The sequence below is a fragment of the Campylobacter sp. JMF_01 NE2 genome (assembly GCF_027737365.1).
GTDB lineage: Bacteria > Campylobacterota > Campylobacteria > Campylobacterales > Campylobacteraceae > Campylobacter_B.
The window spans coordinates 97,526-119,910 of sequence record NZ_JAOVTR010000001.1 but is presented as its reverse complement, the minus strand read 5'-3'; the positions used below and the strand labels follow the sequence as shown (position 1 = coordinate 119,910).

Genomic DNA, 22,385 nt, shown 5'->3' with positions numbered 1-22,385 from the left:
ACCAAAATTTAACTTAAATAGCTGTTAATATTGCATATTTTTTGGTATATCAAAGCCAAATTCGTTAAATTCGCCCTTTAATGGGGCGCAAAATTTAAGCCCTAAAATTTCGGTTTGGTATGAGTGCAAAAACATACGCTTTGATTTGCTTTTGGCGTATTTTTCATCGCCGATTATGCCGTGAGCGAGGCTGGCTAAATGCACCCTGATTTGGTGCGTGCGACCAGTTTCGATTGTGATTTTGACAAAGGATTTTTTACCGCTTACCATGAGCGGAAAAACATTTGTAATCGCCTCTTTGCCGTTTGGCGAAATTTTCGAAATCGCGCCGGATTTGCCTTTGATTGTGAGGATTGGGTCGGTGATTTTGATCTCTTCGCTGACTATGCCATTTACGAGCGCGAGATATGTTTTTTTCACGCGCATGGCTTTGAATTCGTTTATCGCTTTTTGGCGAAATTCTTCGTTCTTCGCTAGCATTATCACGCCACTTGTCCCCTTATCAAGGCGATTTAAGAGAGTTGCGTGATAAATTTTTTCTAAATTTTCGCACTCCAAAAACGCAGGTTTATCCACGGCGATGATGTTTTCGTCCTCATAAATCAGCTTTGGTTTTTCCATTTTTGCGACGCTAAAAATGGTTTTTTCGCTCATCATTTCGCGCGCGACGCTAAGTTTTTTGCCGTGCGCGCTCACAAGCCCAGCGTCTATTAGCGCCTTGGCTTCGTTGTTTGAAATTTTTTCTTGGATTGCTAGAAGTTTATAGGCTTTTTCTTGCATTGATTTCGTCCTTTATGATTTTTATAATGCGCCCTAAATCGCAAATTTGCAAAATTTCGCTCTTTTGGGGCGGGTTTTTTAGCGCGTTACCAAGCTCGCTAGCTTCGCAAATTTTGATATTTTTTACTAGATTATACAGCGCGTTTTGGTTGTGAAAATACCTGCCGCTGATGATTTTAGCGCCAAAGCTTGCAGGCTCGATTGGATTGTGTCCGCCGATATTTGGCACGAAACTGCCACCAAGGATTACAATATCGCTAATGGCGTAGAAATTTATCAGCTCGCCGATTGTATCAAGCAAAATAAAATCGCTTTTGAAATTTTTGTTTTCGCTAAATTTTTCAAAACTCAAATTTAGCTCATCTGCCCAAATTTTCGCGATTTTGGCGCAGTATTCGAAACGGGCAGGGTGGCGTGGAGCAAGGATAAATTTGAAATTTTTGTTATTTTGCGCGAAATTTTTTAACCCCGCTAAAATCAGCTCTTCCTCGCCCTCGTGCGTGCTAGCAATCGTGATAGTGGTGCGGTTTTGAAATTTTGGCAAAATTTTGCTTGGAGAGCTAGAATTTGCGCTTTTGATATTTCCAGCTACGATTATGTTTTTTGCGCCAAGCTCGCTAAGACGGGCTTTATCGCGCTCGCTTTGGGCTAAAATTAAATCAATATTTTCAAAAATTTTATTGTAGTAAAATTTAAAGCGCAGATAGTTTTTGTAGCTTTTATCTGAAATTCGGGCGTTTAAAAGCACGACAAAAGAGCCGTTTTTTTTCGCGCTTCGCACTAAATTTAGCCACAGCTCCGCCTCGAAAATCACGGTAACCTTGGCCTTTTCTAGCCAAAATGGAAGTAGATTTTCAAACGGCAAAAAGCGCGAGTTTTGCGTGATTTGCTTCGCTGCTGCAAAGCCCGTGTCTGTGGTCGTGGTAAGGGCGATATTTTCAAAATTTGCGATTAAGTTTTTAAGTGCATTTACCTCGCCAAGACTGCAAGCGTGAAAATGCACATCGCAGGGGTTGAATTTCGGATTTTTAAATAGTAAAAACCTAGCAGGCAGGCTTTTGTGATATTTTTTTTTGAGGGCTAGCACCGCCAAAAACGGCAGTGCAAGTAGCCAGATAAGAAAAGAAAAAAGTGTATAAATCACTCTGCTTCTTTGTATAAAATTCTGCCACAATACGGGCAGGTTACGATATCATCGCTTTTGATAACTGCGCTATAAACTCTGTCATTTAATCTCATGAAACAGCCATAGCAGGCTTGTTTGCGCACTGGAACGACGGCTGTGTTACTAGCCCATTTGCGGATTTTTTCGTAGAAGGATACGGTTTTTGGATCCATTGATTTGATTAGTTTTTCGCGAACTGAATAAATTTTTGATCTGCTCTCTTCAACCTCTCCCATTTGGGTGCTAACCTCTGCTTTGATCTCTTCAAGCTCTGTCTCAAATGCGCTTTTTTGCGTCTCTAAATCAGCGATTAGGGCTTTTTTGGTTTCGACATGTTTTTCTAATCTATCAATTTGCTCGTTTGCAGCGCTTAACTGCTCTTTTGTGATATCAACCTCGACGCTAAGGGCTTTGATCTCTTTTTCTGTTTTTAGCGAGGCTGATTTTTTCGCGCTACTTTTTGATTTAGCGTTTAGCTCTGCAATTTGAGCGTTTGTGAGTGAAATTTGCTCACTTAACTCCTCGATTTCACCATTTAGCACATCGATTTCGTTTTTGGCTTTGTCGATTTGATTAACTTTCGAATTTAGTCTTGCTTGGGCTGCTTCGATTTTTGGCTTGAAGCTGTCTAGTTCTTTGTCGTGTTCGCACAGCTCGACTAATTGATTTAGGTATTTGTTCATGATTTTCCTTTTAGTAATATTTAAATGGATTTTTTTGTTCGTTTATTATAACTTTTATTTTATCTTTTGGCAAGTGTGGAGCAAGGCAAGCCCCAAAATAGCGCTCACTTTCAAAGTGATTGATATCTATCAAACAGACCTTATTTTCTAAATTTTGTATCGCACTATGATATTTGATATCACCTGTGATGAAGCAATCCACGCCCAAATTTTCATTTAGCTCGCTTCCGCTTCCTGTGCAAAGCGCGATAGTTTTGATATGCGCTTTGGCATTTACGGCCCTGATTATAGGCATGTTAAATTTGGCTTTTATGTCGCTTACAAGCTCGTAAAAGCTCATATCCACGCGCATGAATTCCAAAAATTCTCTGCTTTCATAAATTTCATAGCCCAAAATTTCACGCGCGACATATTTATTTAGCAGATGTTTGTCGAAATTCGTGTGCATGGCAATGACGCTGATGTTTTTTTGGATTAGTTGATAAATCAAATTTGAGGGATAAATTAGCGGATTTAGCGATTTTAATCCCTTAAAAATCAGCGGGTGATGAACGATGAGAAGCGAGCCTGGCCAGGCTTTTTCTACTAATTCGCTTGTAACATCTAAGCTTAGATAAACTTCGCCTATCTCGCTTCCTGCTTCGCCTAGTAAAATTCCGCTATTATCCCAGCTCTCGGCGTCTTCGAAAGGCGCGAGAGTATTTAGAATTTCATAAATTTCGCCAAGTTTCACGAATTTTCCTTAGCCAAATTTTGCAAGTATTTCTCTGGATCTGCATAGCAAAGCGCGCAGTTTTTCGCCATATCACGGATTTTTAGGATATAGTCTTGTCTTTGGGTTACGCTGATTGCACCTCTGGCGTCAAGGACATTGAAGGTATGTGCTGCTAGCATGCAATAATCATACGCTGGTAGCGCTAATCCCTGCGCTAGGATAGATTTGCACTCGGCTGAGGCGTTTTCAAACTGCGCAAACAGCCTATTTGCGTCTGCGACTTCGAAATTGTATTTAGAAAACTCAAATTCGCTTCTTTTATGCACATCGCCATAAGTTACATTTTCGTCCCACGCTATATCATAGACATTGTCCTTGTTTTGTAGATACATGGCAAGTCTTTCGAGCCCATAAGTGATCTCGCCGCTGATTAACTCGCAAGGGATTCCGCCTACTTGTTGGAAATATGTGAATTGCGTAACTTCCATACCATCTAGCCAAACTTCCCAGCCTAGCCCCCAAGCGCCCAGTGTTGGGCTCTCCCAGTTATCCTCGATGAAGCGAATATCGTGTTCTTTAAGATTTAGCCCCAAACGCTCCAAGCTTTTTAAATACAGCTCTTGGATATTATCTGGGCTTGGTTTTAAAATCACTTGAAATTGATAATATGCGCCAAGGCGGTTTGGATTTTCGCCATAACGCCCGTCAGTTGGGCGGCGGCTCGGTGCTACATAGGCTACATTCCACGGCTTGTTTCCGATAGCGCGCAAAAATGTAGCTTGGTGGTATGTGCCAGCTCCACTTGGCATGTCATAAGGCTGGACAAGTAAGCAGCCTTGCTCGTGCCAGTAGTTTTGAAGTGTTAAGATGATTTGTGAAAATGTCATAGCTTTCCTTTATAAAATTATTTCGATACTTTGTGAATCTTTTTGTAATGCTTCTGCTTGTTGCGCCCTGTTTGCAAGCAGTTTTGCAGCCAAGCTCTCATTGCTTAGGGCTAGGATTTGCACGGCTAAAAACGCTGCGTTTTTCGCCCCTGCCTTGCCGATAGCTAGGGTCGCTACTGGGATACCGCCAGGCATTTGCACTGTGGCATATAGCGCGTCCATGCCTCCTAGCGCGCTTCCACCAAGAGGAATTCCAAGCACAGGTTTGGTTGTGTTTGCTGCCACAGCTCCTGCTAAATGAGCTGCCATGCCAGCAGCGCAGATAAAGACCTGTGCGCCCTTTTTCTCAGCGTTTGCGACATACTCGGCGGTGCGTTTTGGTGAGCGGTGAGCGGAGCTGATTATCATTTCATAAGCCACGCCAAATTCTTTTAGGATTTTCGCGCACTCATTTACGATTTCATAATCGCTTTTTGAACCCATTATTATCGATACAAATTTCACTTTATTTCCTTTCTTAAAAAGCTAAATTTTGGCAAATTTGCAGGAAGTTTGATTTCGTTTAAATTCCCGCTGTGAATTTCGCTAAATTCTTTATTATTTCTGGCAATCAAACGGCTAAATTTGATAAATTTTTTGCCCCCGTTTTCAAAAATTTCGCCAAATTCGTTTTGACAAGGCTTAATTTGCGCCCCATGCGGCGCGAAAATTTCATAAATTTCGCCTAGCGCGATTTTATCTTTGACGCTGATAAACTCGCCGTCATTTGAAATAGCGCAGACTTGGTGCGTGCCTTCCTCGATACTTGTGTTTAAATTTTGCGTATCATCGCGCTCGTAAGGGCGTTTGATAAGGTATCCGTCGCTAAAACCGCGATTTTTCAGCGTCGCTAGTTCGCTTTCGTAAATCTCAGGCTCAAATTTACCGCTGGCTGCGTCATCGATCGCGCGTCTGTAAGCGTTCGTGGCGCATGCGACATAATATTCGCTTTTGGTGCGACCCTCGATTTTGAAGCTATCAATCGCGCCTGTTTGGAGGATTTTTTCGGCGTGGCTAGCTAGTTTGAGATCTTTGGCGTTCATTATGTAAGTGCCGTCATTTTCGCACTCTTGCAGGCGAAATAGGGCGTTACCTTCGCTATTTTTAGCGTAAATTTCGTATTTGAAACGGCAATCGTTCGCGCAACTGCCTCTGTTGCTAAATCGCCCGCTTTGAACCGCGCTGATTAGGCAACGCCCGCTGTAAGCAAAGCACATCGAGCCATGCACGAAAATTTCGATTTCTAAATTTGGCAAATGCTCTTTGATTAGCACGGCGTCTTTTAGCGTCATTTCGCGCGCCGCTACTATGCGCGTAGCCCCTAGCTCGCTCCAAACCTGCGCGTCAAGCCAGTTTAGGACATTTGCTTGGGTCGAGATATGTAGCGGAATATCTGGGGCGAATTTTTTTGCCAAACGCGCTACGCCAAGTGTCGCGACCAAAATCCCATCTACGCGCAAATCTTGCAAGTATTCAAGGTGGCGCGAGAGAGTGTCGATTTGGACATTTGTGGGAAATCCATTTACCGTGGCGTAGATTTTTTTGCCCATTTTGTGGGTAAATTCTACGCCCTCTTCAAAGCTAGTTTTATCAAATTCCTTTGCGCTTCTTTGGCGAAGCGAAAACGCCCCCGTGCTCGCATATACAGCGTCTGCGCCGTAGGATAGGGCGATTTTTAGTTTAGTTAAATTTCCTGCTGGACTTAGAAGTTCTGGTTTTTTCAAAAATAATCCTATAAAATTTTTTAAAGCGTGATTTTACTACAATTTAGCAAAAAAATATTTTAAGGAAGCAAAATGAAGGTCGATTTACACAACCACACAACCCTTTGCAACCACGCTAGCGGAAGCGTTTGCGAGTATGTGCAAAGAGCGTGCGAGCTGGGGTTTGATATCTATGGATTTGCTGATCATGCGCCGATGAATTTCGATGAAAAGTATCGTATGAGCTTTTCGCAGATGAGCGAATATGAGCGTATTATAAATGAAGCAAGGTCGAAATTTGGGGATAAAATCGAAATTTTAACCGGTTATGAAGTGGATTTTATGCGAAATCGCGCGCTTATAGATGAGCGAGTTTTGACGCGCAAATGCGATTACTTAATCGGTTCGGTGCATTTTTTGGATAATTGGGGCTTTGATAATGAGGAATTTATCGCGCAGTGGAGCGAGCGCGATATAGATGATATTTATGCTGAGTATTTTGCGCTGATTTGCGCTCTGTGTGGTAGCGGTAAATTTGACATTTTGGGGCATTTTGATTTGATTAAAATTTTTAAATTTACCCCTAAAAAGGATATTAGGATACTAGCGCGCGAAGCTGTGAAGGCTGTGAAAAAAAGCGGTATCACTCTAGAATTAAACGCCGCTGGACTTCGCAAAATGGTAGGCGAGATTTACCCAAGCGACGCGCTTTTGGCTGAGTTTGCGAGTGCGGGCGTGGATATTAGCTTTGGGTGCGATGCGCACGCTGTGGCACAAGTGGGCTTTGGATACGATGAGCTGACGCGCAAGGCTAGGGCGTTTGGCTGGGATAGAGTGGCCCTGTATCGCGGGAGAGATAAAGAGCTAGTGAAATTTTAAATTTAAGGCAAAAATTTGAATATCAAAGAATTAGAAAATTTAAGGAAAAATACTTTAAAGGAAATTGATAATTTAAAGCCTTTTGTTATTTTGGGGACTTTTATAATTCCGAGTTTGGTTTTGATAATTTTTCATTATTCTGGTTATGATGTAAAAAGTGCAAGTATTCCAATTGCTTTTATTTTATGTTTGCTTATGATTTTTTATGTAGCAGATATTTTTGAGCTTGATAAAACGCCACAAATAAAATATATGTTGTTTGCCAGAATTACACCTATGATATTTTTTACAATAGCAACAAATTTGGCAGAAAAATATCCAAAATTTTTCTATATTGTAGTTATAATTTTTACTATTTTTTCAATGAATTTAATTTATAAAATGTGTATGAAAAGCATAAAAAAATCAAAACAAAAAAAGTATCAAAAAGAATTTAAAATTCAATCTTTGAAGCCTTATTTGGCAGAGTTTGGTTATGATTATAATGAAAATGGTTTAATAGAAAATATGTATTTAAGACATAGTAAAATTTTTAGAGAAAGTGTTCATTATATAGAAAGTGGTAATGATAAAATTTGTGGAAAAGTCGATGGAATAAAATTTACTTTTGTAGATATAGCACTTGTTGATACTATAAAAAAATATGATATTTACGGTGTATTTTTTCATGCTAGTTTTAACAAAAAGGCAAATTCAAATTTATTTGTAATTTCAAACGACGCTACAAATGACAACGCCAAACAATTTAAAAAAATCACAATGGATAATAGCGAATTTAACTCTAAATTTAGCGTTTATTCAAATGATTTGCAAAATGCAATGTATATTTTAAGTCCTGCGTTTATGAAGCGACTTTTGGATTTGAAAAGACGGCTAAATTTCCCAATCAGCGTTAGTTTTGCGGGAGATAAAATTTACATATTTTTAGATACGGGCAAGGATAATTTTGAACCTGACATCGATAAAAGCGTTTTACGCGCAAATCCAGCTTTTACCATAAAACGGGAACTTTCGCACTTTTTATCAATCGTTAAAACTCTAAATTTAAATACAAGAATTTGGAAAGTGTAAAATTTGGCTAAATTTTGCGTGGAATTTCGTAGAATTTGAATTTTTGATAATTGCAAACCGCTAGGAATTTTAAAGTCTAATCTTTTTATGCGGGGGCGGTGCTCAGAGTTGCGAGGGCCGCCCGCCCCCGCACCCCCACCAGGCCGACGCCTATACTGTGGCGTGCTATGCACGCGTTTATTTACTGAATTTTGCTTACGCAAAATTCTTTTGCAATTACGCTTATGGGTAAAATTTGAAATTCACAGAATTTTGCCATTTTGGTGGCTGTGAATTTAAAATTTGTAGATTGCCACGCTCGTTTCACTCGCTCGCAATGACACTTAAAAGCAAAATTTCGGTGCAGTATCCTAAAATTTGCGAAGCGAAATTTTAAAAAAAAGTAAAATTTGGGCGAAATTTCACAAGATTTTGCCATTTTGGTGGCTGTGAATTTAAAATTTGTAGATTGCCACGCTCATTTCACTCGTTCGCAATGACACTTAAAAGCGAAATTTAAAAATTTCACTAAATTTTAGTGTTTTTTCAGCAAATCTTGCAAACTTTCCTTTACATTTTTGCCATTTAAAATTTTATTCACTTCGCTTGAAATTGGCGTGTAAATCCCATGCTCTTTGGCGATTTTTTCGACTGCGCGCGCAGTATATACGCCCTCTGCGACCTCGCCAAGCTCGTTTAAAATTTGCTCCAAGCTTTTGTTTTTAGCTAGACCTAGCCCCACGCGGTAGTTGCGCGAAAGCTCGCTAGAAGCGGTCAAAAACAGATCGCCAACCCCGCTAAGACCCAAAAATGTGTCGTCCTGCGCGCCAAAAAACTTGCCAAATCGTGCGATTTCGACGATTCCGCGCGCGATGAGGCTGGCTCTGGCGTTATTTCCTAGCCCTAGCCCGTCGCAAATCCCGCTGGCTATGGCGATGACATTTTTATACGCGCCACAGATTTCTGCGCCGATGACATCGGTGCTGGCGTAGGTTTTCATGTATGGTGGGAAAAGGTCTGCGATCGCTTCGGCGAGGGCGAGGGTTGTCGAGCTTACCACGAGGGCGCAAGGCAGTTTGCGCGTAACTTCGCTCGCAAATGAGGGGCCTGAGAGGTAGGCGAGGTTTTGCGCGCTCGTGTGGCGCTCGAAAATCTCGTTTAAAAACTTGCCGCTGCTGGCCTCGATGCCCTTTGAGGCGACTAGGATTTTTTGGTTTTTGTTTGTGAAATTATGGGCCAAAAACTCCGCCGTGTGCTGAGCGGCGATGACAAATACTAGCATTTCGCAATCCAAGGCTTCTTCGATACTGACGAAATTTGGCAAATCTCGCGGTGTGCGCGAGGTGATGACGCACTCGTTTTTTTCGCTTAACGCGCCACAAAGCGCACTTCCCCACTTACCTGCACCGATAATTGCTATTTTCATAAATTCACTTCCAAATTTAAAATAAACATGCTAATTTACCCAAAATTTGATAAAAAAATAATCAAAATTTGGATTTTTTGTGAAAAATAAAGATTGAGAGTAATATTTATATTTGTGTGATAATTAAAGCTAAATTTTCCAAATTTTGGTGTTTAAATTTAGTATTTTTACTATCGATAAAAAATTTGCAAAATCTTTTATTATAGTTGTTGCTGTTTGAGTGGCGCTTATATCGATATTTGGCTCAAAACTATCTTTTTTGGTGTCAATAAAAATATAAATTTTGCTTTTGAAAAAACTTACTATGATAGGAGAATTAAAAATTTGCCTTAATTGTGTAAGTCGTTGCATAAAAGCGGGACTTAGAATATACATTGTATTTTGCACATCATTTGAATATACATCAAAGAATTTATTAAATTCTGTATCGTCCATAGTGATTTTATCGCTTACAAAACCATAATCTTGCAATTTATATTTTTTTGTTGTTATAAAAGTCGTGAATTTAACTTTTTTGTTAAATTCAGCATAAAAAAATACGCCAAAAGTAGAAAAATTTATACTATTATGCACCATTATATCGGATAGTTCAAATTCTATATTATCGACTTTCCCGCTGATTTTATCATCGCCACCCGAAATTTCTTTCGTGCCAAAAATTAGACTATTTCTTATAAATTTTAAATTGATATTTCCTTTGGTTTCATACTCATACCCTTCTTTTAAAAACATAGGCTTTAAATATCTTAATTTAAATGCTTTTTTGTATTCTGCTATCTTATCGTTTTTTGCTAGGTTAAAAAACGCCAAATACGACACAAACATAGCAAATAAAGTAAGATATATCGCAGTAATATATGGAAAATCTACTTTGGTATATTGTGCTAACCCAAAAAATAATATATAAGGTAAAAATAAAAAAAACATTTCCTTCATTATTATAAATTTTCTTTCATCTCTTAGATATATATAAGTAAGAAATATTGCAAAAACTATGACAGAAATAACATCTATTGTAGGATTTATAGCAACGGTAATGTCAAATTTTTGATTTTGCTTATAAGCTAAGTTAAAAAATCCAAGCACAAGCTGATTATAAGAAATAAGTATAATAGGGATTAACAATGTATATAAAAAATATTTTATTTTTAATTTATGAATTTCTTTTAAAATTTTTATTCTTAAATTTTCTAGTTCGTTAATATCCAAATTTTCTCACTTTGGTTTCAATTTAAAAAATTTCACGCTTTTAAGAGTGGTGTATTTATCGTGCGTGAGCGAAAAAGCGTGAAATTTTTAATTTAATCCGTTTAAGTCTGGGAATTTAGAGTTTCGCCTTCAAAAGCTCATTTACTTTTGCTGGATTAAACGCTCCCTTGCCTTCCTTCATCACCTGACCCACAAAAAAGCCAAAAAGCTTATCTTTTCCGCTTTTGTATTCTGCGACTTTGTCAGCATTTGCGCCTAAAACTGCGTCGATTATAGCGATTATCGCGCCGTCATCGCTAACTTGTTTTAAGCCAAGTTTTTCGATTACGCTATCGACGCTTTCATCATTTTCCATTAAGAAATCAAGCACCTCTTTTGCCGCTTTTTGGCTGATTGTGCCGTCTTCAATGCGGGTTAAAAGCTCGTTCATTTTCGCGCTATCAACAGGGCTGTTTTCGATAGTTACGCCGTTTTTAAGGCGGCCGTTTAGCTCGACATTTAGCCATGTTACGCATAGTTTTGGCTCGCGCCCTGCGTTAATCAAATCCTCGAAATACTTCGCATTTTCATAGGTTGAAATGATAACTTCTGCGTCCTTTGGTTTGATACCAAGCTTTTCGACATAGCGAACTTTTTTCTCATCAGGCAGTTCAGGGATATTTTGCCCCTCTTTCATCATCTCATCATCGACTATCACAGTTAGCAAATCAGGATCGGGGAAATAGCGATATTCTGCGCTGTCTTCCTTGCTTCTCATTGATTTGGTTACAAATTTATTCGTATCAAAAAGTCTAGTTTCTTGATAAACTAGCTCGTCGTATTTGCCGTCTTCCCATGCTGAAATTTGACGCTGAACTTCGTATTCTATGGCTTTTTGGATAAATTTAAATGAATTTAAATTTTTGATTTCGACACGAGTGTAGAGCTTCTCATCGCCTTTTGGGCGAATGCTTACATTGACATCGCAGCGAAAAGAGCCCTCTTGCATATTTGCATCACTTATATTTAAAAAGCGTAAAATCGAGTGCAGTTTTTTCAGGTAAGCCACAGCCTCATCGCTAGAACGCATATCTGGCTCGCTTACTATTTCGAGCAGCGGCGTGCCTGTGCGGTTTAGATCGACTAGGCTTCTGCCGTTTTCGTGGCTGTTTTTACCCGCGTCCTCTTCTAGGTGCGCTCGCGTGATACCTATGCGTTTTTCATTTCCGTCAATATTGATAAAAAGCTCGCCGTTTTCGACGATAGGGATTGTAAATTGTGAAATTTGATACGCTTTTGGCAAATCAGGGTAGAAATAGTTTTTTCTATCGAAAATCGACTTGCGATTTATGGTCGCATTGACCGCGGTGCCAAAGCTTATGGCCTTTATGACAGCTGCTTTATTTAGCACAGGAAGTGCGCCCGGCAAGGCTAGGCAAGTAGGGCAAACATGGGTGTTTGCTCTGTCTCCGAAGCTAGTGGCGCATGAGCAAAAAATCTTGGTTTTTGTATTTAATTGACAATGAACTTCAAGTCCGATTATGGTTTCAAACATAAATTTTACCTTTAAAACAAAATTCTGTGATTTTACTACTAATTAAATTTGAAATCGGTTAAATTTTGAAATTTCAGCCCAAAATTTGGCAAAATTTGAGGCTAAATTTTACTTTTTGTTTTCTAATTGCTCTTTTAGATCGAGCAAATCGACTAAAAGGCAGGTGATGATGACACACACGACCCCAGGAGCTGTGCAAATTAGCAGAAATTTAAGACCTAAAAAATAAAATGCAGGATATGAAAAAAAGATAAACGCACCGACGAAAATCAGTCCGAACGATGCGCCTACCAAAAAGTATAAAAAATTGCGTTTAAGATTAATGCTCATCAACTACTACGGCGCCAGCTAGATAAACATAGCTAAGAACCATAAAAATGAAAGTTTGCAAAATCGCCATAAAGGTTAGTAGCGCATAAGGCACCATAGGCACGAGCGCAGGGAATAGCGTAAGCATAACCAAAAGGAACATATCATCGCCCTTGATATTTCCAAAAAGACGGAAAGATAACGACACAACGCGCGCGAAGTGTGAGATAAGCTCGACGATAAACATAAATGGTGCAAGAGCCTTTACTGGACCCATGAAGTGTTTGAAATATCCCACGACGCCGTGCTCTCTAATACCCTCGAAATGGTAATAAAACCACACACAAAGTGTCAAAGAAAGTGTCAAATTTAGGCTAGAAGTAGGGGATTCAAAACCAGGAATTAGACCGATAATATTGCTTAAAAATACAACCAAACCAAGAGTTGCTACAAGTGGGAGATATTTTTTGGCTCTTTCTTCGCTACCCATTGTGTCCTTGCCGATAGATAAAACACCGCCGACATAAGCCTCAGCGATATTTTGCATACCGTGTGGGACGAGTTGAAGTGAGCGAGTAGAAAAAATCGCAATAGCTATAATAATAGCAACTACTAAAAAGAAATAAAATAGATAAATAAAAGTGTGGTCGTAAGTAAATAAACTACCAGCGAACAAGAATATGTCTTTTAACATAAATTACCTTTTGGGATTAAAATTTTGCGCACATTTTACCTTTTTAATCGTTAAATTTGGTTTAAAATTTGAGCGAATTTAAGCAATTTGTTGCGCATTTTGCACTTCTTCTTCCATAATCGCAATATGCTTTGCGTGCTTGATTTTAGCGTCATCTTTGAAGGTCGCTCTGACCTTATCCATGCCGGTGTAGAACTCCTTCATCAAAATCACGCAAAGATATTTTCCAAACTGCGTCGTGGTGATTTTACCACCTTCTACGCGGATTGCGTTTGAAAGCCTAAGTAGCGAGATTTCGCGCCCTAGCTCTTTGCGTAAATTTATGCCGTTTGCGCTTTGAAATTTTGCCATGTCAATCTCGCCGTTAAAAAGCTCGGTCAAAAATATATATTTTGCTCTCTCGCTATCGCTAAAATCGCATGTGGCAATCACTGTGCTTTTGCCCTCTTTGATACGAGCTGAATAATCGCTTAGGTTGAAAGCATTTATCAAAAGTCTGCCGTCCAAAAAGCTAAACGCACCGCTTCCAATGCCCAAATATTCGTGGTTTGCGCCCACATACTCATCGGCGATATTTGAGCTTTCCCTCGCAAACGCCCATGAGTTGTTTTTGTGCCACGAGCTAAATTCATCGCAGATTATTTTGTAAAATTCCTCTTCATTATCCACACTGCTTATGCCTAAATTTCGCGCAATTTGATCGCGCATTAGAGGCGATTTCATTAGCGGATACATGGTGATTTGCTCTGGATTTACGGATTTTGCCATAGCGATGTCGTGGAGTAAATTCTCTTTTGTTTGAAATGGGAAATTAAAAATCAAATCAAGGCTTAAAATCGGCAACACCCCAACTGCTTTGCTTAGTTTTTCGCGCAAAACCTCGCCACTGCCGAATTTCTCATATCTCGCAGCCTTGCGCAAAATTTCATCATCGAAGCTTTGCACGCCCACGCTTAATCTATCTATTAGCCCACGAAACCTTGCTAGCGAGGCAGGGTCGATGTGGTTAGGGTCGCTTTCGCATGAAATTTCCTCGATATTAAAAAGCGATTTTGCAAGCTCCAATGTGCGCAAAAGCTCGTCCTCGTCGATTAAGGTTGTGCCACCTCCGACATAAAGTGTTTTGAAATCATACCCTGCCTCTTTTGTGCGACGCATTTCTGTTCTAAGTGCGCTAAAATAGGCTTTGCAGGCGTCTTTGTCATAAGCGTATTTGTGAAAAGAGCAATATGGGCAAAATGTGTGGCAAAACGGCACATGCATGTAGAGCATGTAGTTTTTCGCCGGATCGGGGATTTTCTCTATATTTTGATCAGAAATATCGATTCTAAGGGAATTATAAAGTGAATTTTGCATTGTTTTACTAGCATATTTTTTGGCAAAATTTTGGATAAAATTTGTGATTATTTGCATAAAGCTTAAACCTTCTTTAAAATAAAAAATTAACTTTTAAATTTAGCGAAATTTATCTTAAAATTCATATAAATCGCAGAAAAATCGTGTATAAAAGCGTAGGAACTGCGATTGTAATCAGCGAATTTCTAAATTTAGCGTGCGCCAAAAACGAGAGCGCCAGACAAAACACAAGCCCGCAAATAGTGGCGAAAAATGCGGTATTTTCGCCATTTTCGCTAAATTTTGGAATCATAGTTTTTAGCGCATAAATCATAAGCACTATCATAATCACAAGCCCAGAGTTTTTTTGCAGATACACGAGCGTGGGGTTTTTGCTCTTTTTTTTAAAGAGCCAAAACGGCAAAAATCTCGTAAGCACGGTAGCTATGCTAGCCATTGCGATATATGCGAAAATCTCCATTGCTAGGGCCTTTCGAAAAATTTGCGAAATGCTAAAAGCGCAAAAATCGCGCAAAGCAGTGTGCCAAAAAGATAGTATTTCACAGGGAATACAAACAGCCCCGCAAACGCGCAAATAAGGCTAAAAATCAAAATTTTATGCTGCGGGTTTGATTTAAACATTTCGTAACTTAGCATCGCAAAAAGCGCCACAAGGCTAAATTCAACCCCGCTAAAATCGACATTTAAACTAGCTCCAAGGATTGATCCAATCGCCACACCGCTAATCCAATACGAGTGGTTAAAAACAGCCGTGAGATTATAAATCAGCCCCAGCTCGCGCGCTCTTTGCTCGCTAATGCCATTTTTGCGCTCATCATCGCTTAAAAAAACGCGAGTTTTAAGCAGGGCAAATGTCTCATCGGTAAGCGCATAAATGGGATAAATTTTGCGTGGGATTGCGCGCAGTTCGTCGATGAGCGACATTGTGTAGAAAAAATGGCGAAAATTTAGCAAAAACGAGATGATAAAGGTATCTATCAGCGAAGCGCCAGTTACGATAAACGCCACCAGCACGAACTCCACGCTCCCTGCATAGACTAGCACGCTAGTTATCATCATCACCCAAAACTCCAATCCCTGCGAAATGCCGTAAATTCCAAATGCGATTCCAAGCGGAATATAGCCTAACATAACCGGTATTGTGGATTTGAAAATTTCGAATTTGCTCATAAGACGGAGTAAAATTTCGCCCAAAATGGGCGAAATTTAAATTTTAAGATTCAATGTAGGTTTTGAGTTTGCGACCGATTTTTGGGTGTTTTAGCTTTTTGATCGCAGAACTTTCGATTTGGCGCACACGCTCTCTGGTGATATTTAGCTCTTTGCCGATTTCCTCTAAGGTGCGGTCGCTCTCATCGTCTAATAACCCAAATCTCATGCGAATCACCGTGCGCTCGCGATCGTTTAACTGCTCTAAAATATCGTCGATTTGCTCTTTTAAATCTGATTTTAGGATTTGCTCGATTGGCGAGATTGAGTTTTTATCCTCGACAAAATCGCCGAATTTACCGTCATCTTCATTGCCGATTGGCGCTTCTAGGCTGATTGGCTCTTTTGTGATTTTGATGACTTGCTTGACCTTATCCACGCTAAGTCCCACTTCCTCGGCGATGACATTGATGTCTGGTTCTTTGCCACCTTCTTGGATATATTTGCGTGTGATTTTGTTTATGCGATTGATAGTTTCAATCATGTGGATTGGGATACGGATTGTGCGGGCTTGATCGGCGATTGCGCGCGATATGGCTTGGCGTATCCACCATGTGGCGTATGTGGAAAATTTGTATCCTCTGCGATATTCGAATTTATCCACAGCCTTCATAAGTCCGATATTTCCCTCTTGGATTAGATCCAAAAACGGCAAACCGCGGTTTGTGTAGCGTTTGGCGATACTCACAACTAGGCGCAAATTTGACTTTGCCATGCGCGCTTTTGCGTTGTCGCTTATGCGTTTGCCACGCTTGATTTGCTCTAAAATTTCTTTTAGTCTCTCTGGCTCTAAGTTGAAGCTTTTTTTGCTTGCCTCTTTTGTCAAAAACAGCTTTTTGATATCCACATAAGTCGATACCATGGTCGCTTCTGGCACACGGGCGATGATATCTTCTTTGCTTAGTTTTGTTATGTCTTTTAGGATTTTTTCGTGGTTTTCACGAAGCTCTTGGCTAAACATTGGAAGCTTGTATTCTAGGCGTTTTAGCTCTTTGTCAAACCCTGCGTCGCTTTTAAGAGCTGTTTCCATTGATTTTACAATTTCGGTAATTAGCTTGCTAGTTGGACCTAAATCCATAAGCTTTTCTTTTAAAATTTTCTTTTTAAATGCCAAATTTAGCTTAGATAGTGTGTCGTTGCTATCTTTGATTTGCTCGGCGTTTTTTTCGGCAAATCTCATCCACTCTTTTTTGGCTTTGTCTAGGGCTTTGAAGCTTTCGATGACTTTTAGAGTTCGTTTGTCGTTTTTCTTAGGGGCTTTTTTGACCTCTTTTTCCTCATCTTCGCCCTCACTCTCATCATCGCTAAAATCATCGTCGATTTCCTCGTCCTCAGCTCCCTCTTCGTCGCTATCATCAAAGCTTTTGAAAAGCTCTTTTACACGGCGTTCGCGGTTGATTAAAGGCTCTTTGTAATCCAAAATAAAGTCGATTAGGTATGGCACAGAGCAAAACGCATCGATGATGATATCCTCGCCAAGCTCGATTTTTTTGCTGATTTCTATTTCGCCGTCTTTGGTCAGAAGCGGGATTTGTCCCATTTCGCGCAGATACATACGCACTGGGCTATCAGAACGCGACCACTCCAAAAGCTCGACATCATTCGAGATATCAAAATCATCGTCCCAGCCCTCGTCAAGTAGTCTTTTTTGGGTAGCTTCTTTTAATTTTGCGTCCTCGATATTTCGGATTTTTGAAATTTCAGCAGCCGAAATAAGCTCCACATCGTATTTTTTGATAAGAGTTTCGATTTTTTTTACGACAGCTGTCTTTGGAGCTATATCGAAAAATTTAATCAATCTTTCAAAGGTTATGTAGCTTTTTTGGTTTTCCTCAAAAAATTGTTCAAGCGTAGAGTTAAGTTCTTTTGCTGATACTGCCATCAAATCTCCTTGTCTGCAAAAATAACCTTTAATTATACCCAAATTTTATAAAGCAAAACTTAAATTTATAAAAAATTCCCAAATTTAGGGCAAAATTTCAAAATTTAAAATTTGGCTGAATTTTTAAAATTTTGCAAAATTCATACGCTGTTTTTTGGCTAAATTGATTTAAATTTAATCTAAGTTTTGCTAAAATCAAAAGTTTATTTTAAAATTGAAAAGGTGAAAATTATGGCAAAAGTATGGAAGTTTGCAGACAATATCGACACGGACATCATCATCGCGGCTAGATATTTGAATACATCTGATGCAGATGTGCTTGCAAAGCACATTATGGAGGACGCTGACAAGGATTTTTATAACAAAATTTCGCAAGGCGACATTATCGTAGCTGGTAAAAATTTTGGTTGCGGCAGCAGTAGAGAGCACGCTCCAATGGCACTAAAAGCGGCAGGTATTTCGTGCGTAATCGCGAAAAATTTCGCTAGGATTTTTTATCGCAACAGCTTCAATATGGGGCTTTTGATTTTAGAGTGCGACCAAACTGATGAAATTGGCGAAGGCGATGAGCTAAAAATCGATTTAGATAATGGAATAATCCAAAATTTGACCCAAAATACGCAGTATAAATTTGGCGCAATTCCACCATTTATGCAAAAACTGCTAAATGCAGGTGGCGCGATAAATTATGCGAAATCTCAAATGAAATAATTAAGGAAATTTATGAAAACTTATAATATTTGCGTCATAAAAGGCGATGGAATCGGCCCTGAAATCGTGGAAGAAGCGGTTAAGGTTTTAGATAGTGTGAGCCATAAATTTGGCTTTGAGTTAAATTTCGACTACCATTTAATGGGCGGTTGCGCTGTCGATATTTTCGGCGTTCCGCTACCTGATGAGACACTAAATGCCGCCAAAGCAAGCGACGCTGTGCTTTTTGGTGCGATTGGCGGGGCTAAATGGGACAATTTAGCGCGACATTTGCGCCCTGAAAGCGGACTTTTAAAACTAAGAAAAGAGCTTGGTGCGTTTGCAAACCTGCGCCCGGCAATCATTTTTGATGAATTAATCAACGCTTCCACTCTTAAACCAGAAACCGTCAGAGGCGTGGATATCTTGGTCGTGCGCGAGCTAACGGGGGGAATTTACTTCGGACAACCACGCGAAAAACACGAAAAAAGCGCATTTAACACTATGGTTTATAGCTACGAAGAGATCGAGCGAGTATCGAAAATCGCCTTTGAAGCGGCGATGAAACGGGGCAAAAAAATCACCCTAGTCGATAAGGCAAATGTGCTAGAAACCAGCCAGCTTTGGCGCGAAGTAGTCGCGGAGGTGGCAAAATCATACCCAGAAGTTTCGGTCGAGCAAATGTATGTCGATAACGCTGCAATGCAACTCGTGCGCGATCCTAAGCAGTTCGATGTGCTACTAACTGAGAATTTATTCGGCGATATTTTAAGCGATGAGGCGAGTATGATTTGTGGCTCGATTGGGTTACTTCCGAGTGCTAGTATCGGTGGCAAGGTAGGAATCTACGAGCCGATTCACGGCTCTGCGCCTGATATCGCAGGTCAAGGAATCGCAAATCCGATCGCAACCATAATGAGCGCTGCAATGATGCTACGATACGCATTTAATGAGGTCGAAGCGGCGCAGTGTATCGAAAATGCCGTGAAATCGGTCTTGCGAGATGGATACCGCACCAAAGATATAGCGAAATTTGACGCCAAAGAGATCTGCTCAACAAGCGAAATTGGCTCTATTATCAGCGATTATACGCATAAATTTTAATCTGAGCGCAAAATGGGCGAAGCGATAGAAGAAATCCTAAAAATGGAGCGCGAGGGCGATTTTTACGGCGCTTTGGCACTTGCTCGCACGCTTTTGCGCGTAGATCCAAACGACAGCGACGCTAGGGTGGCATTTGCCAGAGTGAGATTAAATCACAGGATAAAAAGCGGTGTAAATATGCAAATGAGCGAGATTTTCCTAAGTCCTGGCGGGCATAAAAATCGTGAGCTTAAAAGGTGGCTAATAAATGGATTATGAGAACGAATTTAACGATATCATCAACGCTGTAAAAAGCGAAATCAAAGCGCAAAAACAGGTGCAAAATTCGCAAAATTCACAAAATTCTACCAGCGCGGTGAGTTTTGCTGAGTTTATCGAGCACTCAAACGATGAATTGAGCGCTGATTTAAACAGCGACGAGATTGCGCAAAATTTAGGCGATGATGATAGCTTGAATTTTAGCGAGATGAATTTTAATGCGCCTAAAAGCAAGGCTAGCGCAAACAGCGATGAGGTGGCGTTTTTAAACGCGGTTAGAGAGCGGATATTGGTGCTTTTTGAGGGGCTAAATTCCTTCGATAGCACAGATATCGAGGCTAGGGTCGAGCTGAATTTGAAATTTATGGAATTTTTACTTGCGAGTATCGAAAACAGACTTGAAAATCTATCAAAATAGCGATTTTATCGCTATTTTCGACCTTCTTAAAAAATATACAAAAAGAGCGTATTTCGTCGGTGGTTTCGTGCGCGATTTTTTCTTGGGGCGCGAAAGTGGCGACATCGACATCGAAGTTTATGATATAAATCCGCAAAAATTTAGCGAAATTATGGGCGAGCTTGGCGCACTTGGGACTGGAAAGCAATTTTTTGTCTATAAATTTCACAATTTCGACATTGCTCTGCCTCGCACCGAAAACAAGGTCGGAGTGGGGCACAAAGCCTTTGAAGTCGCCCTTGCAAATGACGAAAAAATCGGTGCTAGGCGCAGGGATTTTACGATAAATTCGATGATGATAAATATTTTTAGCGGCGAGGTGCTGGATTTTTACGGCGGGTTAAATGATTTAAGGGCCCGAATTTTGCGCGTTGTCGATGAAAAAAGCTTCGTCGAAGATAGCCTGAGAGTATATCGTGGGGTGCAGTTTGCGGCGCGGTTTGGCTTAAATATCGAGCCAAAAAGTTTGGAATTAATGCGCCAGATTGATACTTCTGATTTGAGTGTGGAGCGGATTTGCGCTGAGCTAATCAAGCTTTTTAGGGCTAAATTTCAGGGTTTGGGGCTAAAAATTTTACACGATTTGGGGCTGTTTGAGAAAATTTTTGGCGTGCAAATTTCGCGGGAGCGGTGCGCAAAAATCGCAAATTTTATCGATAATGGGCGGAAATTTATAAAAAATGAGGCGTTTTTTTTATACGCTGTTTTAAATTTGCTAAACTTAGACAAAAAGCAAATTTTAGAAAATTTAAAGCTAAATTCGCATTTTAAGCGCATTTTAATCGAGCCTTTTCATAAAAAAATAAACGATGAAAAACTAATACAAATTTCACTGCAAATGCCGATAAATTCGTGGCTGGGTGCGTATAACCAAACTCGCGTAAATAGTGCTAAAAAACTTGGAATTTATGAGAAAAAATTTATTTCAAAAGTAGGAAGCGAAGCCGTTATAAATGACGGATTTAAGGGCAAAGAAATCGCAAATGAAATCAAACGCCGTCAAAAAGATGAAATCAAAAAATATTTGGCAAATTTGAATTTGTAAATTTTATAAATTTAGGTTAAGTAAGGTATAGAAAATGATAAATTTGATAAAACAAAATATGTGCAATTACTCACTATATATTAGTTTGGAAAGGTTTTAAATGAAAACAAAATATTTATTAAGCGTAGTTTTATGCTTATCTACCCCTATATTGGCAATGGCAGAAAATGCTTCTACAAATAACCCATTAGAAGCCAAAGTAGTAAGTTATAAGCATGAAAAAGACTATGATGTCGAATTTGTGCAAACCAATCTACCCGCATTAAATAAAGAGTTAGAAAATTTATTTTGTAATTACGCTTTTGGCAACGAAAACGATATGGAAGACTGTCAGAAGCAAGATATTCGTCAGTCGATTGCATACGATTACAAATATAAAGATAACTATCGCTATTATTTCAGTCAAAATTACAAATATTTTAGTAAAAACAACAAACAATATTTCCAAATTTGCGTTATGGAAGATGGAAATATGGTTGATTATTGCAAAATTTATGATATTACCAATCCAAAAAAAGCGGTTTTATTAGACCGAGAAAATATACCAATTATTGAAGGTATGGGAATTGATTCAAGATATTTTAATCACGGTGATGACAAATACTTTTTATCTTGTCTTAAAGGTTACGGAATTAATGATTGCGATTTATATGATGTTAAAAATTCACAAAAACCTATTTTGCTGGAAGGCAATCTAACCAGTTATTTTTTAAACGAAGAGCAAATTAATAAAATTGTAAGCTATTATTTGGCTCATGGAAATTATTTTAATTATGAACCGCCATTATCTTGCAAAGAAGCGATTGCAAAATACGGCATTCGAGTATATACAGATAAAGACCGCTTTCCGGAAGAGGTTAAAAAACAATGCTCACCAGAAATAATTAAAGAGATAGATGAAATAGATAGAAATAACTATATAAATAAAATCACCCTTTCCAAAAATCCCAAAACATATAAATTTCCCTATACAATCTTTATTCTAACTTGGGAAGTATGGCGTGGGCGTTGGGGACATGTTGATGTGCCGGATGAAAAAACGCTAGGAGAACTTATTCCGCAAGATTTGTGGGAAATATTTATGATGGAAAGATAAAAAAGTATTGTAGAGTGATATCCTTGCCCGCTATAATGATTAATTATATGAGCGCAAATTCGCTTCAAAAGTAGGAAGCGAAGCCGTCATAAATGACGGATTTAAGGGCAAGAAATCGCAAATGAAATCTAGCGCTGTCAAAAAGATGAGATAAGAGAATTTTTAAAGGCAAAATTTGGTTAAATTTTGCGCTAAATTCAAAGAAAATTCCCGCA

Annotated in this window: 25 protein-coding genes; 9 read left to right on the top strand and 16 right to left on the bottom strand. The window is 39.3% G+C overall.

Annotated elements, in window-relative coordinates; all coding sequences use genetic code 11:
• Positions 1 to 24 precede the first annotated feature (24 nt).
• From OFO01_RS00640 to OFO01_RS00610, 7 genes are read right to left on the bottom strand one after another with little or no spacing between them, the layout of a single operon-like run.
• Positions 25 to 780 carry an RluA family pseudouridine synthase gene (locus tag OFO01_RS00640; RefSeq protein WP_270858250.1) on the bottom strand — a complete coding sequence of 252 codons (756 nt, stop codon included), beginning with the start codon at positions 778 to 780 and terminating at the stop codon, positions 25 to 27.
• On the bottom strand, positions 761 to 1,924 hold the full coding sequence (gene waaA / locus OFO01_RS00635; protein ID WP_270858249.1) for a lipid IV(A) 3-deoxy-D-manno-octulosonic acid transferase: 1,164 nt from the start codon (positions 1,922 to 1,924) through the stop codon (positions 761 to 763). Before waaA ends, OFO01_RS00640 begins: the two co-directional genes overlap by 20 nt.
• Complete coding sequence (locus OFO01_RS00630; RefSeq protein ID WP_270858248.1) at positions 1,921 to 2,628, bottom strand: zinc ribbon domain-containing protein; 708 nt, start codon at positions 2,626 to 2,628, stop codon at positions 1,921 to 1,923. Before OFO01_RS00630 ends, waaA begins: the two co-directional genes overlap by 4 nt.
• Before the next feature lie 10 nt (positions 2,629 to 2,638).
• Positions 2,639 to 3,361 carry a Nif3-like dinuclear metal center hexameric protein gene (locus tag OFO01_RS00625; RefSeq protein ID WP_270858247.1) on the bottom strand — a complete coding sequence of 241 codons (723 nt, stop codon included), beginning with the start codon at positions 3,359 to 3,361 and terminating at the stop codon, positions 2,639 to 2,641.
• Positions 3,358 to 4,230, bottom strand: coding sequence for a glycine--tRNA ligase subunit alpha (glyQ, locus tag OFO01_RS00620; RefSeq protein ID WP_270858246.1), 873 nt, complete (start codon positions 4,228 to 4,230; stop codon positions 3,358 to 3,360). The genes OFO01_RS00625 and glyQ overlap by 4 nt, the downstream gene beginning before the upstream one ends.
• A gap of 9 nt (positions 4,231 to 4,239) precedes the next feature.
• Positions 4,240 to 4,734, bottom strand: coding sequence for a 5-(carboxyamino)imidazole ribonucleotide mutase (purE, locus tag OFO01_RS00615; RefSeq protein ID WP_270858245.1), 495 nt, complete (start codon positions 4,732 to 4,734; stop codon positions 4,240 to 4,242).
• Positions 4,731 to 5,993 (bottom strand): peptidase U32 family protein, encoded by a 1,263-nt coding sequence (locus tag OFO01_RS00610; protein ID WP_270858244.1) that lies wholly within the window; start codon positions 5,991 to 5,993, stop codon positions 4,731 to 4,733. The genes purE and OFO01_RS00610 overlap by 4 nt, the downstream gene beginning before the upstream one ends.
• Positions 5,994 to 6,065: 72 nt before the next feature.
• On the opposite strand from OFO01_RS00610, the gene OFO01_RS00605 reads away from it, so the two are divergent.
• The 3 genes from OFO01_RS00605 (at position 6,066) to OFO01_RS00595 (ending at position 8,298) form a co-directional block, all read left to right on the top strand.
• Complete coding sequence (locus OFO01_RS00605; RefSeq protein WP_270858243.1) at positions 6,066 to 6,851, top strand: histidinol-phosphatase; 786 nt, start codon at positions 6,066 to 6,068, stop codon at positions 6,849 to 6,851.
• Positions 6,852 to 6,866: 15 nt separating this feature from the next.
• Entirely contained in the window at positions 6,867 to 7,922 is a 1,056-nt protein-coding gene (locus OFO01_RS00600) for a DUF3137 domain-containing protein (protein WP_270858242.1), read from the top strand.
• Between the two features lie 235 nt (positions 7,923 to 8,157).
• The gene (locus OFO01_RS00595; protein WP_270858241.1) at positions 8,158 to 8,298 is read left to right on the top strand and encodes a hypothetical protein; all 141 of its coding nucleotides are present in this window, start codon (positions 8,158 to 8,160) and stop codon (positions 8,296 to 8,298) included.
• 138 nt (positions 8,299 to 8,436) lie between these two features.
• Here OFO01_RS00595 and OFO01_RS00590 read toward each other — a convergent pair whose 3' ends face one another.
• From OFO01_RS00590 to rpoD, 9 genes are all read right to left on the bottom strand, one after another.
• Positions 8,437 to 9,327 (bottom strand): NAD(P)H-dependent glycerol-3-phosphate dehydrogenase, encoded by an 891-nt coding sequence (locus OFO01_RS00590; protein ID WP_270858240.1) that lies wholly within the window; start codon positions 9,325 to 9,327, stop codon positions 8,437 to 8,439.
• A gap of 129 nt (positions 9,328 to 9,456) precedes the next feature.
• Positions 9,457 to 10,536 (bottom strand): DUF3137 domain-containing protein, encoded by a 1,080-nt coding sequence (locus OFO01_RS00585; protein WP_270858239.1) that lies wholly within the window; start codon positions 10,534 to 10,536, stop codon positions 9,457 to 9,459.
• 115 nt (positions 10,537 to 10,651) lie between these two features.
• Positions 10,652 to 12,070, bottom strand: coding sequence for an Asp-tRNA(Asn)/Glu-tRNA(Gln) amidotransferase subunit GatB (gene gatB, locus OFO01_RS00580; RefSeq protein WP_270858238.1), 1,419 nt, complete (start codon positions 12,068 to 12,070; stop codon positions 10,652 to 10,654).
• A gap of 108 nt (positions 12,071 to 12,178) precedes the next feature.
• Positions 12,179 to 12,364 (bottom strand): hypothetical protein, encoded by a 186-nt coding sequence (locus OFO01_RS00575; RefSeq protein ID WP_270858237.1) that lies wholly within the window; start codon positions 12,362 to 12,364, stop codon positions 12,179 to 12,181.
• Between the two features lie 25 nt (positions 12,365 to 12,389).
• On the bottom strand, positions 12,390 to 13,073 hold the full coding sequence (locus OFO01_RS00570) for a F0F1 ATP synthase subunit A (protein WP_270858236.1): 684 nt from the start codon (positions 13,071 to 13,073) through the stop codon (positions 12,390 to 12,392).
• Between the two features lie 78 nt (positions 13,074 to 13,151).
• A complete protein-coding gene (locus OFO01_RS00565) occupies positions 13,152 to 14,486 on the bottom strand; it encodes a coproporphyrinogen III oxidase family protein (protein ID WP_270858235.1) in 1,335 nt (444 codons plus the stop codon).
• A 64-nt stretch (positions 14,487 to 14,550) separates the two neighbouring features.
• On the bottom strand, positions 14,551 to 14,889 hold the full coding sequence (locus OFO01_RS00560; protein ID WP_270858234.1) for an AzlD domain-containing protein: 339 nt from the start codon (positions 14,887 to 14,889) through the stop codon (positions 14,551 to 14,553).
• Positions 14,890 to 14,891: 2 nt separating this feature from the next.
• Positions 14,892 to 15,599, bottom strand: a complete 708-nt coding sequence (locus tag OFO01_RS00555) for an AzlC family ABC transporter permease (protein ID WP_270858233.1) — start codon at positions 15,597 to 15,599, stop codon at positions 14,892 to 14,894.
• A gap of 43 nt (positions 15,600 to 15,642) precedes the next feature.
• Positions 15,643 to 17,520, bottom strand: coding sequence for an RNA polymerase sigma factor RpoD (rpoD, locus tag OFO01_RS00550; RefSeq protein ID WP_270858232.1), 1,878 nt, complete (start codon positions 17,518 to 17,520; stop codon positions 15,643 to 15,645).
• A 231-nt stretch (positions 17,521 to 17,751) separates the two neighbouring features.
• Between rpoD and OFO01_RS00545 the strand changes: the two genes are divergently transcribed.
• From OFO01_RS00545 to OFO01_RS00520, 6 genes are all read left to right on the top strand, one after another.
• Positions 17,752 to 18,231, top strand: coding sequence for a 3-isopropylmalate dehydratase small subunit (locus tag OFO01_RS00545; protein WP_270858231.1), 480 nt, complete (start codon positions 17,752 to 17,754; stop codon positions 18,229 to 18,231).
• Between the two features lie 12 nt (positions 18,232 to 18,243).
• Positions 18,244 to 19,314, top strand: a complete 1,071-nt coding sequence (leuB, locus tag OFO01_RS00540; protein ID WP_270858230.1) for a 3-isopropylmalate dehydrogenase — start codon at positions 18,244 to 18,246, stop codon at positions 19,312 to 19,314.
• A 12-nt stretch (positions 19,315 to 19,326) separates the two neighbouring features.
• Entirely contained in the window at positions 19,327 to 19,572 is a 246-nt protein-coding gene (locus OFO01_RS00535; protein WP_270858229.1) for a hypothetical protein, read from the top strand.
• On the top strand, positions 19,562 to 19,990 hold the full coding sequence (locus tag OFO01_RS00530; protein ID WP_270858228.1) for a CiaD-like domain-containing protein: 429 nt from the start codon (positions 19,562 to 19,564) through the stop codon (positions 19,988 to 19,990). The genes OFO01_RS00535 and OFO01_RS00530 overlap by 11 nt, the downstream gene beginning before the upstream one ends.
• Positions 19,971 to 21,074: a CCA tRNA nucleotidyltransferase gene (locus OFO01_RS00525; protein WP_270858227.1), complete on the top strand. Its 1,104-nt coding sequence runs from the start codon at positions 19,971 to 19,973 to the stop codon at positions 21,072 to 21,074. The genes OFO01_RS00530 and OFO01_RS00525 overlap by 20 nt, the downstream gene beginning before the upstream one ends.
• Before the next feature lie 100 nt (positions 21,075 to 21,174).
• On the top strand, positions 21,175 to 22,170 hold the full coding sequence (locus OFO01_RS00520; protein ID WP_270858226.1) for a hypothetical protein: 996 nt from the start codon (positions 21,175 to 21,177) through the stop codon (positions 22,168 to 22,170).
• Positions 22,171 to 22,385 lie beyond the last annotated feature (215 nt).